The organism is Streptomyces sp. NBC_00727, assembly GCF_045161745.1.
Lineage (GTDB): Bacteria > Actinomycetota > Actinomycetes > Streptomycetales > Streptomycetaceae > Streptomyces.
In genome coordinates, this window is sequence record NZ_CP108981.1 from 5,406,040 (window position 1) to 5,423,862 (window position 17,823).

The following is a 17,823-nucleotide window of genomic DNA, read 5'->3' on the forward strand; positions in this document are numbered from 1 at the left end:
CTACTCGGCACGGCAAGTTGTTTGTCACTAGTACTGCTTCGGCGTGGAACGTGTAAAACAATTGGTCGGGTCGGGCACGCTGTTGGGTATCTGAAGGTACGGCCGTCATGGTCGTCCTTCGGTTGCCGGCCCCAGTGCACTCACCCGGTTATGGGTGGGGTGATGGGTGGCTGGTCGTTGTTTGAGAACTGCACAGTGGACGCGAGCATCTGTGGCCAAGTTTTTAAGGGCGCACGGTGGATGCCTTGGCACCAGGAACCGATGAAGGACGTGGGAGGCCACGATAGTCCCCGGGGAGTCGTCAACCAGACTTTGATCCGGGGGTTTCCGAATGGGGAAACCCGGCAGTCGTCATGGACTGTCACCCGCTGCTGAACACATAGGCAGTGTGGAGGGAACGAGGGGAAGTGAAACATCTCAGTACCCTCAGGAAGAGAAAACAACCGTGATTCCGGGAGTAGTGGCGAGCGAAACTGGATCAGGCCAAACCGTATGCGTGTGATACCCGGCAGGGGTTGCGCATGCGGGGTTGTGGGATCTCTCTTTCACAGTCTGCCGGCTGTGAGACGAGTCAGAAACCGTTGATGTAGGCGAAGGACATGCGAAAGGTCCGGCGTAGAGGGTAAGACCCCCGTAGCTGAAACATCAGCGGCTTGTTTGAGAGACACCCAAGTAGCACGGGGCCCGAGAAATCCCGTGTGAATCTGGCGGGACCACCCGTTAAGCCTAAATATTCCCTGGTGACCGATAGCGGATAGTACCGTGAGGGAATGGTGAAAAGTACCGCGGGAGCGGAGTGAAATAGTACCTGAAACCGTGTGCCTACAAGCCGTGGGAGCGTCGCTGTATGTGCTTGCACATACAGTCGTGACTGCGTGCCTTTTGAAGAATGAGCCTGCGAGTTTGCGGTGTGTTGCGAGGTTAACCCGTGTGGGGAAGCCGTAGCGAAAGCGAGTCCGAATAGGGCGGTTTAGTAGCGCGCTCAAGACCCGAAGCGGAGTGATCTAGCCATGGGCAGGTTGAAGCGGAGGTAAGACTTCGTGGAGGACCGAACCCACCAGGGTTGAAAACCTGGGGGATGACCTGTGGTTAGGGGTGAAAGGCCAATCAAACTCCGTGATAGCTGGTTCTCCCCGAAATGCATTTAGGTGCAGCGTCGTGTGTTTCTTGCCGGAGGTAGAGCACTGGATAGGCGATGGGCCCTACCGGGTTACTGACCTTAGCCAAACTCCGAATGCCGGTAAGTGAGAGCACGGCAGTGAGACTGTGGGGGATAAGCTCCATGGTCGAGAGGGAAACAGCCCAGAGCATCGACTAAGGCCCCTAAGCGTACGCTAAGTGGGAAAGGATGTGGAGTCGCAGAGACAACCAGGAGGTTGGCTTAGAAGCAGCCACCCTTGAAAGAGTGCGTAATAGCTCACTGGTCAAGTGATTCCGCGCCGACAATGTAGCGGGGCTCAAGCGTACCGCCGAAGTCGTGTCATTCCAGCATGTACCCCCAACGGGGGCTGGGATGGGTAGGGGAGCGTCGTGTGCCGGGTGAAGCAGCCGCGGAAGCGAGTTGTGGACGGTTCACGAGTGAGAATGCAGGCATGAGTAGCGATACACACGTGAGAAACGTGTGCGCCGATTGACTAAGGGTTCCTGGGTCAAGCTGATCTGCCCAGGGTAAGTCGGGACCTAAGGCGAGGCCGACAGGCGTAGTCGATGGACAACCGGTTGATATTCCGGTACCCGCTTTGAAACGCCCAATACTGAGCCCATTAATGCTAAGTCCGTGAAGCCGGCCCGATCTCTTCGGAGTTGAGGGTAGTGGTGGAGCCGACGAACCAAGGTGGTAGTAGGTAAGCGATGGGGTGACGCAGGAAGGTAGTCCAGCCCGGGCGGTGGTTGTCCCGGGGTAAGGGTGTAGGCCGTGTGGTAGGCAAATCCGTCACACATTAAGGCTGAGACCTGATGCCGAGCCGATTGTGGTGAAGTGGATGATCCTATGCTGTCGAGAAAAGCCTCTAGCGAGTTTCATGGCGGCCCGTACCCTAAACCGACTCAGGTGGTCAGGTAGAGAATACCGAGGCGTTCGGGTGAACTATGGTTAAGGAACTCGGCAAAATGCCCCCGTAACTTCGGGAGAAGGGGGGCCATCACTGGTGAGGGAACTTGCTTCCTGAGCTGGGGGTGGCCGCAGAGACCAGCGAGAAGCGACTGTTTACTAAAAACACAGGTCCGTGCGAAGCCGTAAGGCGATGTATACGGACTGACGCCTGCCCGGTGCTGGAACGTTAAGGGGACCGGTTAGCTGCTCTTCGGGGTGGCGAAGCTGAGAACTTAAGCGCCAGTAAACGGCGGTGGTAACTATAACCATCCTAAGGTAGCGAAATTCCTTGTCGGGTAAGTTCCGACCTGCACGAATGGCGTAACGACTTCTCGACTGTCTCAACCATAGGCCCGGTGAAATTGCACTACGAGTAAAGATGCTCGTTTCGCGCAGCAGGACGGAAAGACCCCGGGACCTTTACTATAGTTTGATATTGGTGTTCGGTTCGGCTTGTGTAGGATAGGTGGGAGACTTTGAAGCGGCCACGCCAGTGGTTGTGGAGTCGTCGTTGAAATACCACTCTGGTCGTGCTGGATGTCTAACCTGGGTCCGTGATCCGGATCAGGGACAGTGTCTGATGGGTAGTTTAACTGGGGCGGTTGCCTCCTAAAGAGTAACGGAGGCGCCCAAAGGTTCCCTCAGCCTGGTTGGCAATCAGGTGTTGAGTGTAAGTGCACAAGGGAGCTTGACTGTGAGACCGACGGGTCGAGCAGGGACGAAAGTCGGGACTAGTGATCCGGCAGTGGCTTGTGGAAGCGCTGTCGCTCAACGGATAAAAGGTACCCCGGGGATAACAGGCTGATCTTCCCCAAGAGTCCATATCGACGGGATGGTTTGGCACCTCGATGTCGGCTCGTCGCATCCTGGGGCTGGAGTCGGTCCCAAGGGTTGGGCTGTTCGCCCATTAAAGCGGTACGCGAGCTGGGTTTAGAACGTCGTGAGACAGTTCGGTCCCTATCCGCTGTGCGCGTAGGAATATTGAGAAGGGCTGTCCCTAGTACGAGAGGACCGGGACGGACGAACCTCTGGTGTGCCAGTTGTTCTGCCAAGGGCATGGCTGGTTGGCTACGTTCGGAAAGGATAACCGCTGAAAGCATCTAAGCGGGAAGCCTGCTTCGAGATGAGTATTCCCACCAACTTGATTGGTTAAGGCTCCCAGTAGACGACTGGGTTGATAGGCCAGATGTGGAAGCCCGGTAACGGGTGGAGCTGACTGGTACTAATAGGCCGAGGGCTTGTCCTCAGTTGCTCGCGTCCACTGTGTTAGTTCTGAAATAATGAACAGCCGTGTTGTTGTCCGGTTGGTTCAATTTCATAGTGTTTCGGTGGTCATTGCGTTAGGGAAACGCCCGGTTACATTTCGAACCCGGAAGCTAAGCCTTTCAGCGCCGATGGTACTGCAGGGGGGACCCTGTGGGAGAGTAGGACGCCGCCGAACTCCTTTTAGGAAGAGCCCCGTGCCCTTGTGGCACGGGGCTCTTTCGCGTTCCCTGTCAGCGTAGCCGCGCCAGCCAACAGCCTCGGCCGGCCCGGCCGGTGACGGGGTGTCGGCGACGTGCACCGCGGTTTTGCATAACCCCTGGACCAGGGTATGCTTTAGCTCGTTGCCGCAGGGCAGCAAGGCCCCAATAGCTCAGTCGGTAGAGCGTCTCCATGGTAAGGAGAAGGTCTGCGGTTCGATTCCGCATTGGGGCTCAGAAAGAGAAAGGCTCCGCCAGTAGGCGGGGCCTTTCTTCGTGTGTGGGCCGAGGCCCCATCCGCCTCGACGTCAACTGCCGCTCAGCGGAGAGGCCCACGTGGGGTCGTGTTGGGACCTCTTGCTGAGGTGGGCAAGCAGATGCCGCGCGGCGACGGGAGCGGTGTCTCGGGGCCCGCCGACTGCGGTCAGGGCTGCGGCGATCGTTGCCGGCGCTGACTCGGGCACGTCCGGGTCGGTGAGGAGGGGGAGCAGCAGGAGGAGGCGGTCGGCGGTGTCCTGGACGCCGTCGGCCGCGGAGAGCGGGCTGTCCGCGATCCGTATCAGTTCGCGCCATGTCAGCCCGGACCCCGACAGAACATAGTCGGTGCCGTAGTCCCCGTCGAGGTTGCGATAGACGACCACGACTCCCGAGCCGTCCTCTGTCGGCACCCTGAAAACCGGCCAGTGTTCGGGATCGAAGAGGATCTCGGACAGGGCGTCGCAATCGGCGCCGTCCCCACCGAACCACTCCGGAACCGGCTGCTCGGTGCATCCGCCGTCGGCGCACATCGCCAGCAGGTGGGTCGACCAGAAACCCGGGCGGGCCATCAGTGACTCGCCCGGTACCAGCGGGCATGCGTCGTATCCCTCGGTCAGCATGCGCCGATCCTGTCACCGGACACGCCCTAGGGCGCCGGGTGCGGTTCCGGGACGCGCATGGTGAGGATGGCCATGTCGTCCGAGGGCGGGTCGGCGGCGAACCGCTCGACGGCCCGGAGAATGCGTGCGGCCACCGCGCCCGCCGTAAGGCCGGTGCAGTGGGAGAGGACGTCCGCCAGGCCGTCGTCGCCGAGCATGCGCGTGCCCTCCCGGCGTTCCGTGACACCGTCCGTCACGCACAACAGGACATCGCCCGGCTCCAGCGTGAACGTCTGCTCGTACAGTTCCAGGTCCTCCATGACGCCCAGCAGCGGCTGGGGGTCCGCCGCAGGCTCCACCGATCCGTCCTGGCGCAGGCGCAGCGGCAGCGGGTGACCGGCGCAGACGACCTTCAGCAGGGCGCTGCCGTCCTCCTGCGGCCACAGCTCGCCGTACAGCAGGGTGAGGAAGCGGCTGCGGGTCCCCTCGTCGAGGATGGCGGCGTTGAGCCGCTCCAGGACCGCGGGGCCGCCGAAGCCCTCCCGGGCCAGCAGGCGAAGCGCGTGGCGGGCCAATCCCGTGACGGCGGCCGCCTCCGGCCCCGTACCGCAGACGTCGCCGATGGCGAAGCCGTAGGCGCCGTCCCGGATCGGGAAGACGTCGTAGAAGTCGCCGCCGACCTCGTTGCCCTCGCCGGCGGCGCGGTAGATGACGTCCACCTCGACGTTGGGCACGGCCGGCAGCCCCGGGGGCAGCAGGCTGCGCTGGAGGGACTGGCTGATCGCCGTGCGCTCCGAGTAGAGGCGGGCGTTGTCCAGGGCCAGGGCGGCCCGGCGGGACAGGTCCTCGGCCAGTTCCAGGATCTCCTGGCGGAAGTGGTCATCGGACGGCTTGCCGAGCGTGAGCATGCCGATGACCCGGTTACGGGCGACGAGCGGGAGGACGACGGTCTCCCCGCCCACCGCCGCCGCGGTCGCCAGCGTCGTACGCGTGCCGGAACCGAGGCCGCCCGCGTCGCCCATGCCGATACTGCGCATCGACGTCCGCAGCGCCGCCTCGTGGGCGGCCTGGGACGGGGCGGACCAGACGCGGGCGCCGGGCGTCGGCACCGGCTCCGGCGGGGAGATCTTCGTGAGGAGGGCCTTGAGGCCGTCGATGCGCTCCTCGTCCTCGTGGAGTACGTAGGAGAGCTCGGGCTCCGACGCCTGGTCGGCGATCGTGTAGACGGCGCACCACGTGGCCAGCGTCGGGACCGTCATCTGGGCCATCAGAGCCAGCGTCTGGTCCCGGTCCAGGGTGCCCGCCAGCAGGTCCGACGCCTCCACGAGGAAAGACAGGGAGCCGCGGCGCAGCCGTTCCAGCTCGCCCAGGCGTGCCGACTCGACCGCCAGGGCGATCCGGTCCGCGGCGAACTGGAGGCGCAGCGCCTCCTCGTTGGAGTAGCGGCCGGCGGCCTCCGCCGCGACGCCCAGGGAGCCCGTGAGGCGCCCCTCGACCTTCAGTGGGACCGTGACCACCGAACGCATGCCGGTGTTGCCGAGCAGCGGAACCGCGCCCGGCACGGCGTCCAGATCCTCGTGGACGGCGGGCATCCTGGCGGAGCCGTACCGTCCCGTGCCGGCCTCCACGGGGACGCGGGCGAAGCGCTGGCGGGCGGAGGGCAGACCGGTCGTGGCCCGGACCTCCAGCTCGGTCTCGTCGTCCGTGGCCAGCAGCAGGAAGGCGGCGTCGGCGTCGAGCATGTCGCGGGCGCGTTCGACGGTGCGCTGGAGCAGGCCGTCCAGGTCGTCCGGGGCGGGGGAGCCGATGAAGACCTCGAAGGGGTCCGTCTTGCGGCTCTCGGCGGCGTCGGAGACGGGAGCGCGAACGGGGGTCTGGAGTACCGCGCGTTCGTAGTCGCGCACCAGGAGACAGACCGTCGACGGCTCGCCCTGGGTGTCGCGTACCCGCAGGTGGGAGCCGTAGACAGGGATGGTGCGGCCGTCGGCGCCGCGGATGCCGTAGCTGCCCTCCCAGCGGGACAGGCGCAGGGCGTCGGCGATGCCGGTGCTGGTGCCGGGCGTCTGCGGCCAGGCGGTGAAGTCGGTGAGCTCTTTGCCGATGACCTGGTCCGCCGTGTGGCCGAACAGGTACGCGGCGTCGTCGTTCCACGCGGCGACGGCGCCCTCGCTGTCGATCTGGACGACGGCGACCCTGACGCGTTCGTCAGTGACCGGGAGCAGGCCGACGGGCAGGAGCGGGCCGGCCGAGCGGACGCCCACCGGGCGGTCCGGGAGGTCGAGCTGGAACCAGACGTGTTTGTGGGTGGGGGAGTACTCCACGCCCCACCGGGAAGCGAGAGCCGCGCACAGCAGCAGTCCGCGGCCGTTCTCGCTGTCGGAGTTGCCGAAGTTCAGCCCGGCCGGCTGGAGCGGGATCTCCCGTTCCGGGTAGTGGTCGGAGATCTCGACCCGGACGCCGTCCTCCGTGCGCAGGCACAGTACGTCCGCGGCAGTGCCCGCGTGGACCACGGCATTGGTGACGAGTTCGCTGGTCAGGACCACGGCGTCGTCGACGACGTCGGTGTGGCCCCACCCCTGGAGGGTGTCGCGGACAAAGGCACGGGCCGTCGCTACGGAGCGTGCCACCGGGTCGAAAGTGGCAGCCGCACGCGCCGTGATCACAGCACTCCCCATATGGTGTCTCGTCGCTTCCCCGAGTCCTGTGCCCGTTTCTCGCCGCTTCGATTTGCCTGCCAGGCTAGACGCTCCGCCCGTGCACCGGGTACCGGAGGTCCGTCTTCGGACAGGACCGGGCGGGAACGGGCGGGTGACCGTCCAGGATGGGCTTCCGCTCGGAGGGATGTGGGACAACCATGGGAGGTTCCACCCCGACCGGTTCCCGCCTGGTACGTTTCAACGATTTGACGTCCGCATGGTCACCCGTCGACGGTGGGCCGTGGCGGTGAGCCGTGGAAGTTCTGGGCAAGCTCTCGGACGAGGTCCTAGCTAGATGGTCAACCCCTGCGGGAGGGACACGGTGGAGTCTGACGTGGCGGCGCGGGGGGCAAGCACGCGCAGTAAAGGCGGACAGCCCGTGAAGAAGCAGCGCAATGGAACCGTAGAGGTCGACGCCGCGGCGCTCCACAGACTGCTCGCCGGTCTGGTCGCCATGCGCGACGGCAACTTCCGCAGGCGCGTCACGGTCTCCGGTGAAGGCGTGATGGCGGAGCTCGCCGCGGTCTTCAACGAGGTCGCCGACCGCAATGTGCACCTCACCGGCGAGCTGGCGCGGGTGCGGCGCGTGGTCGGCCGCGAGGGCAAGCTCACCGAGCGTCTTGAAACGGGCGCCTGCGAGGGCTCCTGGGCCGCCGCGATCGATGCCTCCAACGAGCTGGTCGACGACCTCGCGCGGCCCGTCTCCGAGGTCGGGCGGGTGCTGTCGGCGGTGGCCGAAGGCGACCTCGAACAGCGGATGGAGCTGCGCTCCCACACGGCGGACGAGACGGTACGGCCGCTGCGCGGGGAGTTCCTGAAGGTCGCCCGTACGGTCAACAACCTCGTCGACCAGCTGTCCGCGTTCACCGAGCAGGTGACGCGGGTCGCGGTCGAGGTGGGCACCGAGGGCAAGCTCGGCGGCCAGGCCCAGGTGCGCGGGATGTCCGGTTCGTGGAAGGACCTCACGGACTCCGTCAACACCATGGCGTACCGGCTGACCGCGCAGGTGCGCGACATCGCGCTGGTGACGACGGCGGTCGCCAAGGGCGACCTGTCGCGGAAGGTCACCGTCCACGTCGCCGGCGAGATGCTCCAGCTGAAGAACACCGTCAACACGATGGTCGACCAGCTGTCCTCGTTCTCCTCCGAGGTGACCCGCGTCGCCCGTGAGGTGGGTACGGAGGGTGAGCTGGGCGGTCAGGCCGTGGTGCCGGGTGTGGCCGGGGTGTGGAAGGACCTCACGGACTCCGTCAACACGATGGCCGGCAACCTCACCTCCCAGGTGCGCGGCATCGCGGAGGTGACGACGGCCGTCGCCAACGGTGACCTGTCGCAGAAGGTCCAGGTGAGCGCGCGCGGCGAGGTCGCCCAGCTCGCCGAGACGATCAACCAGATGACCGAGACGCTGCGCACCTTCGCGGACGAGGTCACCCGGGTGGCCAGCGAGGTCGGCGGTCAGGGTGTGCTCGGCGGCCAGGCGCAGGTGCCGGGCGCGGCGGGCACCTGGAAGGACCTCACCGACTCGGTGAACACGGTCTTCCGGAACCTGACGATCCAGGTGCGGGACATCGCGCAGGTGACCACGGCCGTCGCCAGCGGTGACATGACGCAGAAGGTCACCGTCAATGTGGCCGGCGAGATGCTGGAGCTGAAGAACACCGTCAACACGATGGTCGACCAGCTCCAGTCCTTCGGTTCGGAAGTGACCCGGGTGGCCCGGGAGGTCGGCGTCGAGGGCCGGCTCGGCGGGCAGGCCGAGGTGCCGGGCGCGGCGGGGACCTGGAAGGACCTCACGGACTCCGTGAACACGGCGTTCCGGAACCTGACCGGTCAGGTGCGGGACATCGCGCAGGTGACGACGGCGGTGGCCAACGGCGACCTGTCGCAGAAGGTCACCGTGGACGTCGCGGGCGAGATGCTGGAGCTGAAGAACACCGTCAACACGATGGTGGCGCAGCTGTCCTCCTTCGCCGACCAGGTCACGCGGATGGCGCGGGACGTGGGCACCGAGGGCCGCCTCGGCGGTCAGGCGCGGGTGGACGGCGTCTCCGGTACGTGGAAGGAGCTCACCGACTCCGTCAACTTCATGGCGGGGAACCTGACCTCCCAGGTGCGCCAGATCGCGCAGGTCACGACGGCGGTGGCGCGGGGCGACCTGTCGCAGAAGATCGACGTGGACGCGCGCGGCGAGATCCTGGAGCTGAAGAACACCATCAACACGATGGTGGACCAGCTCTCCGCCTTCGCCGAGCAGGTGACCCGGGTGGCCCGTGAAGTGGGCACGGACGGGCGCCTCGGCGGTCAGGCGCAGGTGCCCGGCGTGGCCGGGGTATGGCGTGATCTGACGGACTCGGTGAACGGGATGGCGGGGAACCTGACCGCCCAGGTCCGTAACATCGCGCAGGTCGCCACGGCGGTGGCGCGCGGTGACCTGTCGCAGAAGATCGACGTGGACGCGCGCGGCGAGATCCTGGAGCTGAAGAACACCCTCAACACCATGGTCGACCAGCTCTCGAACTTCGCGGAGCAGGTGACGCGGGTGGCCCGCGAGGTGGGCACCGAGGGGATCCTCGGCGGTCAGGCCGAGGTCCAGGGGGTCTCCGGTACGTGGAAGGACCTCACGCAGTCCGTCAACGGCATGGCCAACAACCTCACCCTTCAGGTGCGGAACATCGCCGAGGTGACGACCGCGGTCGCCAACGGTGACCTGTCCAAGAAGATCACCGTCGACGCCAAGGGCGAGATCCTCGAACTGGTGACGACCGTCAACACGATGGTCGACCAGTTGCTCAACTTCGCCGACGAGGTGACGAGGGTTGCCCGCGAGGTGGGCACCGAGGGCATCCTCGGCGGCCAGGCACGGGTGCGCGGCGCGACGGGCATCTGGAAGGACCTCAGCGACAACGTCAACCTGATGGCCAACAACCTGACCAGCCAGGTGCGGAACATCTCCCGCGTCTCGTCCGCCGTGGCCAACGGCGACCTGACGAAGAAGGTCACCGTCGAGGCGCGCGGCGAGGTCGCCGAGCTGGCCGACACCGTCAACACGATGGTGACGACCCTGTCCTCGTTCGCGGACGAGGTGACGCGTGTCGCCCGCGAGGTGGGTACGGAGGGTGAGCTGGGCGGCCAGGCGCGCGTCCCGGGCGTCTCGGGTACGTGGAAGGACCTCACCGAGTCCGTGAACTCGATGGCGTCGAACCTGACGGGCCAGGTGCGCCAGATCGCCGCCGTCACCACAGCCATCGCCAAGGGCGACCTGACCAAGAAGATCGACATCGATGCGCGTGGCGAGATCCAGCAGCTGAAGAACACCATCAACACGATGGTCGACCAGCTGTCCTCGTTCGCCGAGCAGGTGACCCGCGTCGCCCGCGAGGTGGGCACCGAGGGGCAGCTGGGCGGCCAGGCGCGGGTGCGCGACGTGGACGGCACCTGGCGCGACCTCACCGAGTCGGTGAACGAGATGGCCGGGAACCTGACCCGTCAGGTGCGGGCCATCGCGGCCGTGGCGACGGCGGTGACGCGCGGCGACCTCAACCTGAAGATCGACGTGGACGCGGCGGGCGAGATCCAGGCCCTCCAGGACAACATCAACACGATGATCGCGAACCTGCGCGACACCACCGCCACCAACAAGGAGCAGGACTGGCTCAAGGGCAACCTCGCCCGGATCTCCGGTCTGATGCAGGGCCGGCGCGACCTGGACGACGTCGCGTCGCTGATCATGAGCGAGCTGACGCCCGTGGTCTCCGCGCAGCACGGCGCGTTCTTCCTGGCCACGCCCACCGGCGAGACCGACGCGCTGGGTGCCGAGGCCGAGGGGGCGTACGAGCTGCGCATGCGGGGAAGCTACGGCTACTCCGCCGGCTCCATGCCGACGTCCTTCCGGCCGGGCGAGACGCTCATCGGCACGGCCGCCGAGGAGAAGCGGACGATCCAGGTGGACAACGTTCCGCCGGGATACCTGAAGATCTCCTCCGGGCTCGGCGAGGCGCCGCCCGCGCATGTGATCGTGCTGCCGGTGCTGTTCGAGGGCAAGGTCCTCGGTGTCATCGAACTGGCCTCGTTCCAGCCGTTCACGCACATCCAGCGGGACTTCCTCAACCAGCTCGCGGAAATGATCGCCACGAGCGTCAACACCATCAGCGTCAACACGACGACGGAGAAGCTGCTCGAACAGTCGCAGGAGCTCACCGAGCAATTGCGCGACCGCTCGCAGGAATTGGAGAACCGGCAGAAGGCCCTCCAGGCGTCCAACGCCGAACTGGAGGAGAAGGCCGAGCTGCTGGCCCGCCAGAACCGCGACATCGAGGTCAAGAACACCGAGATCGAGGAGGCGCGGCAGGTCCTGGAGGAGCGCGCCGAACAGCTCGCCGTCTCGATGCGCTACAAGTCCGAGTTCCTGGCGAACATGTCGCACGAGCTGCGAACGCCGCTCAACTCGCTGCTCATTCTGGCCAAGTTGCTCGCGGACAACGCCGAGGGCAATCTCTCGCCGAAGCAGGTGGAATTCGCCGAGACGATCCACGGGGCCGGTTCCGACCTGCTCCAGCTGATCAACGACATCCTCGACCTGTCGAAGGTCGAGGCGGGCAAGATGGACGTCAGCCCGACCCGGATCGCCCTGGTGCAGCTGGTGGATTACGTGGAGGCGACCTTCCGGCCGCTCACCGCGGAAAAGGGGCTGGATTTCTCCGTACGGGTGTCGCCGGAGCTGCCGGCCACGCTGCACACCGACGAGCAGCGGCTCCTCCAGGTGCTGCGCAACCTGCTCTCCAACGCGGTGAAGTTCACCGACAGCGGGGCTGTCGAGCTGGTGATCAGGCACGCGGGCCAGGAGGTGCCGGACGCCATCCGTGAGCAGCTGCTGGAGGCCGGTTCGCTGCGGGACGCGGACGGCGACCTGATCGCCTTCTCGGTGACCGACACGGGCATCGGGATCGCGGCCAGCAAGATGCGGGTCATCTTCGAGGCGTTCAAGCAGGCGGACGGCACGACCAGCCGCAAGTACGGCGGTACGGGCCTCGGCCTCTCCATCAGCCGCGAGATCGCGCGGCTGCTGGGCGGCGAGATCCACGCGGCGAGCGAACCGGGTCGCGGCTCGACGTTCACGCTGTACCTCCCGCTGCACCCGAGCGAACTCCCGCCGCAGGGCTACCCGCAGCTCGCTCCCGGTCAGGCCGAGGGCCATACCGGCATGGTCGCGGGCGGCCGGGTCACGGACGCCGGGCAGGTGTACGTGCCGGGCGCGCCGGACGCCGCGCAGGAGCCCGCAGGAGCGGCGGGACGGCTGAGCCAACGGCGCAAGGCGCTGGGAGGCGGGCGGCAGCAGCCCGCGCTGCCGCCGCGTCCGGCGCCCGCTCCGCAGCCGGCTCAGGCCGCCCCGCAGGAGCCGTGGGCCGTGGGCGGCCAGGACGAACCGGAGGTGCGCAGGACGTTCCGGTTCAGCGGCGAGAAGGTGCTGATCGTCGACGACGACATCCGTAACGTCTTCGCGCTCACCAGCGTGCTGGAGCAGCACGGACTGACCGTCCTCTACGCCGAGAACGGGCGCGAGGGCATCGAAGTCCTGGAGCAGCACGACGATGTGACGGTGGTGCTGATGGACATCATGATGCCGGAGATGGACGGTTACGCGACGACCTCGGCGATCCGCAGGATGCCGCAGTTCGCCGGCCTGCCGATCGTGGCGCTGACCGCGAAGGCGATGAAGGGCGACCGGGAGAAGGCGATCGAGTCCGGTGCGTCGGACTATGTCACCAAGCCGGTCGACCCCGACCATCTTCTTTCGGTCATGGAACAGTGGATGAGCGGAGAGTGAGCACTCACTGAGCGAATTTACGTAGTTTTGTTGACCGGCGATGTCCGAAGGAGTGTGGGAACGCGGATTGCGGGGAACCTTCTGGTCCCCCGCCGCGTTTCCGGTACGTGCACGGTGACATCGCGGTGACAGGGTGTGGTGACCGCCGGGGTGCGGCTACCATGACCGGCACAAGGACGGACGGCGTAAGGGAGCCGTCCCCCGGGGCGGCGCCCGGTGCAATTCCGGGGCGAGGAGGACGGGCCATGGTGCAGAAGGCCAAGATCCTCCTGGTCGATGACCGGCCGGAGAATCTGCTGGCGCTGGAGGCCATCCTCTCTGCGCTCGATCAGACACTGGTACGGGCATCGTCAGGGGAGGAGGCGCTCAAAGCGCTGCTCACGGACGACTTCGCGGTCATTCTGCTGGACGTCCAGATGCCGGGCATGGACGGTTTCGAAACCGCCGCGCACATCAAGCGGCGGGAACGGACCCGGGACATCCCGATCATCTTTCTCACCGCGATCAATCACGGTCCGCACCACACCTTCCGGGGTTACGCGGCCGGCGCGGTGGACTACATCTCGAAGCCGTTCGACCCGTGGGTGCTGCGCGCCAAGGTCTCGGTCTTCGTCGAGCTGTACATGAAGAACTGCCAGCTGCGGGAGCAGGCGGCGCTGCTGCGGCTCCAGCTGGAGGGCGGCGGACAGTCGAGCGCCCAGCAGGAGAAGGAGCCGGCCGGTCTGCTGGCCGAACTCTCCGCGCGGCTCGCCGCCGTCGAGGAGCAGGCGGAGGCGCTGTCCAAGCAGCTCGACGACGAGTCGGCGGACGCGGGCGCGGTGGCGACGGCCGCCCATCTCGAACGGAAGCTGACCGGGCTGCGCCGCGCGCTGGACGCGCTGGAGCCCGGCACCGGCGGCGCGTCGGCGGCCGTCCCCTCGTAACGGCGCACCCGCCGTGTGGGTGGGGCGCCTTGGGGGGGCCGGTCGCAACTGACCGGCGGTCGCGGGCGTTCGGCGTGCGCCCGCCGGTGAGGGCGCGTCAGTTTCCGGCCCCCGCAGGACGACACGGACGGGTGAACCGGTACGCGCACGTGTTCACCGGCGTGGACACCGGTAACCTCGGCCCCATGGCCTCACGTACGTCCGGCAAGGGTTCCCAGGGCACTGCGGGCACCGCGAAGCGCGTCGGCGGTGGCCCGGGTCCGGCGAAGAAGGCCGCGCCCGCCAAGAAGACCGCAGCCAAGAAGACCGCGCCCGCGAAGAAGGCGCCCGCCAAAAAGGCGGCGGCCAGGAAGACCGCTCCGCCGCCGGCGCCCTCGCCCACGAGCGGGGTGTACCGGCTGGCGCGGGCCGTCTGGCTCGGCGCGGCCCACGCGGTCGGCGCGATGTTCCGCGGCATAGGGCGCGGCGCCAAGGGTCTCGACCCCGCCCACCGCAAGGACGGTGTCGCGCTGCTGCTGCTCGGCCTCGCGCTGATCGTCGCCGCGGGCACCTGGTCGAACCTGCGCGGCCCCGTCGGCGACCTCGTGGAGATGCTCGTCACCGGCGCGTTCGGCCGGCTCGACCTGCTGGTGCCGATACTGCTGGGTGCCATCGCGGTGCGGCTGATCCTCTACCCGGAGAAGCCCGAGGCCAACGGCCGCATCGTCATCGGCCTCTCCGCCCTGGTCATCGGAGTGCTCGGCCAGGTCCACATCGCGTGCGGTTCGCCCGGGCGCGACGAGGGGACCGAGGCCATGCAGGACGCGGGCGGCCTGATCGGCTGGGCCGCGTCGAAGCCGCTGATCTTCGCCATGGGCGAGGTGCTGGCCGTACCGCTGCTCCTGCTCCTCACCGTCTTCGGTCTGCTGGTCGTCACCGCGACCCCGGTCAACGCCATCCCGCAGCGGCTTCGGCTCCTCGGCGTCAAGCTGGGCATCGTCGAACCGGCGTACGACCCCGAGGCGCAGGAGGGCGGCGACGACGAGCGGTACGACGAGCAGTGGCGCGAGGCGCTGCCGTCCCGCTCACGCCGCTCCCAGGCGTCCGACACGTACGACCCGGACGTCGCGGAGTCCGAGGCGCTGTCCAAGCGCCGCAGGCCGCGCAGGCCCTCGGTGCAGCCCGCGATGAACCGCCCGATGGACGCGGTGGACGTCGCTGCCGCCGCTGCCGCCGCGCTGGACGGGGCCGTGCTCAACGGAATGCCGCCCTCGCCGGTCGTCGCCGACCTCACGCAGGGCGTCTCGGTGGACCGCGAACGCACGGGCACACCGGTGCCGGGCGCCCGGGAGGCGGAGCCGGCCGCGAAGCCCGCCGGGAAGCGTACGGAGCCGACGCCCGCCGGTGGCGTACCGGATCTGACCAAGCCGGTCCCCGAGCGCTCCGAGTCGCAGCCGCTGCCCGCCCGCGCCGAGCAGCTCCAGCTCTCCGGCGACATCACGTACTCGCTGCCCTCGCTCGACCTGCTGGAGCGCGGCGGGCCCGGCAAGACCCGCAGCGCCGCCAACGACGCGATCGTGGCCTCGCTGACCAACGTGTTCAGCGAGTTCAAGGTGGATGCCGCCGTCACCGGCTTCACCCGCGGGCCGACGGTGACGCGGTACGAGGTGCAGCTCGGCCCGGCCGTGAAGGTCGAGCGGATCACGGCGCTCGCCAAGAACATCGCGTACGCCGTCGCCAGCCCCGACGTCCGGATCATCTCGCCGATCCCGGGCAAGTCCGCGGTCGGCATCGAGATCCCCAACTCGGACCGGGAGATGGTCAACCTCGGCGACGTGCTGCGGCTCGCGGACGCGGCGGAGGACGACCACCCCATGCTCGTCGCGCTCGGCAAGAACGTCGAGGGCGGCTACGAGATGGCCAACCTGGCGAAGATGCCGCACGTCCTGGTGGCCGGCGCGACCGGCTCCGGCAAGTCCTCCTGCATCAACTGCCTGATCACCTCGATCATGGTGCGGGCCACGCCGGAGGACGTCCGGATGGTGCTCGTCGACCCCAAGCGCGTCGAGCTGACCGCGTACGAGGGCATCCCGCACCTGATCACGCCGATCATCACGAACCCCAAGAAGGCCGCCGAGGCCCTCCAGTGGGTCGTACGCGAGATGGACCTGCGCTACGACGACCTCGCGGCGTTCGGCTACCGGCACATCGACGACTTCAACCAGGCGGTGCGTACCGGCAAGCTCAAGACGCCCGAGGGCAGCGAACGAGAGCTGGCGCCGTACCCGTATCTGCTGGTGATCGTCGACGAGCTGGCCGACCTGATGATGGTCGCCCCGCGCGACGTCGAGGACTCGATCGTCCGTATCACCCAGCTGGCCCGCGCCGCCGGCATCCACCTGGTGCTCGCCACGCAGCGCCCCTCGGTGGACGTCGTCACCGGGCTGATCAAGGCGAACGTGCCCTCCCGGCTCGCCTTCGCCACCTCGTCGCTCGCCGACAGCCGCGTCATCCTGGACCAGCCCGGAGCCGAGAAGCTCATCGGGAAGGGTGACGGACTGTTCCTGCCGATGGGGGCGAACAAGCCGGTCCGCATGCAGGGCGCCTTCGTCACCGAGGACGAGGTCGCGGCGGTCGTCCAGCACTGCAAGGACCAGATGGCCCCCGTCTTCCGCGACGACGTGGTGGTCGGGACGAAGCAGAAGAAGGAGATCGACGAGGACATCGGCGACGACCTCGACCTGCTGTGCCAGGCCGTCGAGCTGGTCGTCTCCACCCAGTTCGGATCGACCTCGATGCTCCAGCGCAAGCTGCGGGTCGGCTTCGCCAAGGCCGGGCGGCTGATGGACCTGATGGAGTCGCGCAACATCGTCGGACCGAGCGAGGGGTCCAAGGCGCGCGACGTCCTGGTGAAACCGGACGAGCTCGACGGGGTGTTGGCACAGATTCGCGGGGAAACGGGTTCGTAAGAGTTTTGCGGGCAACCGTTTCGCCGGGCCGCACGTCAAGTTGAAGGGAGGGACGGAACGTCCTTCCCCGGGGCGGCCCGGTGAAACCGGCTCTGTTCGAATCTGATGGCGTACAAAGTCCACCCGCCCGGTTGCCCCACCCTTTCGTACCCCCCCTAGACTGAACACCCAGCAGGTGGCTCACGCTCGAAAGGCGCCCCCGTGTCCATCGGCAACTCCCCCGAAGACGACCGGCCTTCGATCGGCCGAGTGCTTCAGCAGGCTCGTCTGGCCGCAGGCCTCACGGTCGAAGAGGTCAGCACGTCCACCCGGGTGCGCATCCCCATCGTGCACGCGATCGAGCAGGACGACTTCTCCCGCTGCGGCGGCGACGTGTACGCCCGCGGTCATATCCGCACATTCGCCCGTGCCGTCGGCACCGATCCGGAACCCCTGGTCACGCAGTACGACGCCGAGCACGGCGGCCGTCCCGCGCCCACCCCGGCGGCGCCGCTGTTCGAGGCCGAACGCATCCGTTCCGAACCCCGTCGGCCCAACTGGACCGCGGCCATGGTCGCGGCGATCGTCGCTGTGATCGGCTTCGTCGGCTTCACCTTCTTCAAGGGCGGCGACGAGCCCGCGACAGCAGGCCGCGTCGCCGAGGGCCCGACGTCCGACAAGATCGCCCCGAAGCCCTCCGCCAGCAGGCCCGCCGACCCCAAGCCGGCCCCGTCCGAGAGCGCCATCGCCGCGGCGCCCCAGGACAAGGTCACGGTCAAGCTCAGCGCCACCCAGGGCAAGAGCTGGATCTCGGCCAAGGACCACAACGGCCGGTCGCTGTTCGACGGCACGCTCCAGCAGGGCGAGTCGAAGACCTTCCAGGACAAGGAGCGCGTCGACCTCGTTCTCGGCAACGCCGGGTCGATAGAGCTCTTCGTCAACGGCAAGAAGGTCGAGGACCAGTTCCAGCCCGGACAGGTCGAGCGGCTCTCGTACACCAAGGGCGACCCCGAGGTCGGCTGACCGTCCGACCCCGAGTAC

General features: G+C 67.2%; 6 protein-coding genes, 1 tRNA gene and 2 rRNA genes. 7 read left to right on the plus strand and 2 right to left on the minus strand.

Annotated elements, in window-relative coordinates:
- Nucleotides 1–213 precede the first annotated feature (213 nt).
- The 3 genes from OG242_RS24600 to OG242_RS24610 all read left to right on the plus strand — a co-directional run bounded on the left by OG242_RS24600 (nt 214) and on the right by OG242_RS24610 (nt 3,790).
- Nucleotides 214–3,338: ribosomal RNA gene (locus tag OG242_RS24600) — 23S ribosomal RNA — on the plus strand.
- A gap of 78 nt (nt 3,339–3,416) precedes the next feature.
- A 5S ribosomal RNA gene (rrf, locus tag OG242_RS24605) occupies nt 3,417–3,533 on the plus strand.
- Between the two features lie 184 nt (nt 3,534–3,717).
- Nucleotides 3,718–3,790 (plus strand) — tRNA-Thr (locus tag OG242_RS24610).
- Nucleotides 3,791–3,863: 73 nt separating this feature from the next.
- Here OG242_RS24610 and OG242_RS24615 read toward each other — a convergent pair.
- On the minus strand, nt 3,864–4,433 hold the full coding sequence (locus tag OG242_RS24615; RefSeq protein ID WP_405900211.1) for a hypothetical protein: 570 nt from the start codon (nt 4,431–4,433) through the stop codon (nt 3,864–3,866).
- 26 nt (nt 4,434–4,459) lie between these two features.
- Nucleotides 4,460–7,075 (minus strand): SpoIIE family protein phosphatase, encoded by a 2,616-nt coding sequence (locus OG242_RS24620; RefSeq protein WP_405900212.1) that lies wholly within the window; start codon nt 7,073–7,075, stop codon nt 4,460–4,462.
- Nucleotides 7,076–7,487: 412 nt separating this feature from the next.
- Here OG242_RS24620 and OG242_RS24625 point away from each other — a divergent pair, with 412 nt between their 5' ends.
- The 4 genes from OG242_RS24625 to OG242_RS24640 all read left to right on the plus strand — a co-directional run bounded on the left by OG242_RS24625 (nt 7,488) and on the right by OG242_RS24640 (nt 17,805).
- The gene (locus OG242_RS24625) at nt 7,488–12,932 is read left to right on the plus strand and encodes a HAMP domain-containing protein (protein WP_405900213.1); all 5,445 of its coding nucleotides are present in this window, start codon (nt 7,488–7,490) and stop codon (nt 12,930–12,932) included.
- Nucleotides 12,933–13,177: 245 nt separating this feature from the next.
- Nucleotides 13,178–13,855 carry a two-component system response regulator gene (locus tag OG242_RS24630; RefSeq protein ID WP_405900214.1) on the plus strand — a complete coding sequence of 226 codons (678 nt, stop codon included), beginning with the start codon at nt 13,178–13,180 and terminating at the stop codon, nt 13,853–13,855.
- A gap of 185 nt (nt 13,856–14,040) precedes the next feature.
- The gene (locus OG242_RS24635; protein ID WP_405900215.1) at nt 14,041–16,803 is read left to right on the plus strand and encodes a DNA translocase FtsK; all 2,763 of its coding nucleotides are present in this window, start codon (nt 14,041–14,043) and stop codon (nt 16,801–16,803) included.
- Between the two features lie 201 nt (nt 16,804–17,004).
- Entirely contained in the window at nt 17,005–17,805 is an 801-nt protein-coding gene (locus tag OG242_RS24640) for a helix-turn-helix domain-containing protein (RefSeq protein WP_405900216.1), read from the plus strand.
- The last annotated feature ends 18 nt before the right edge of the window (nt 17,806–17,823 follow it).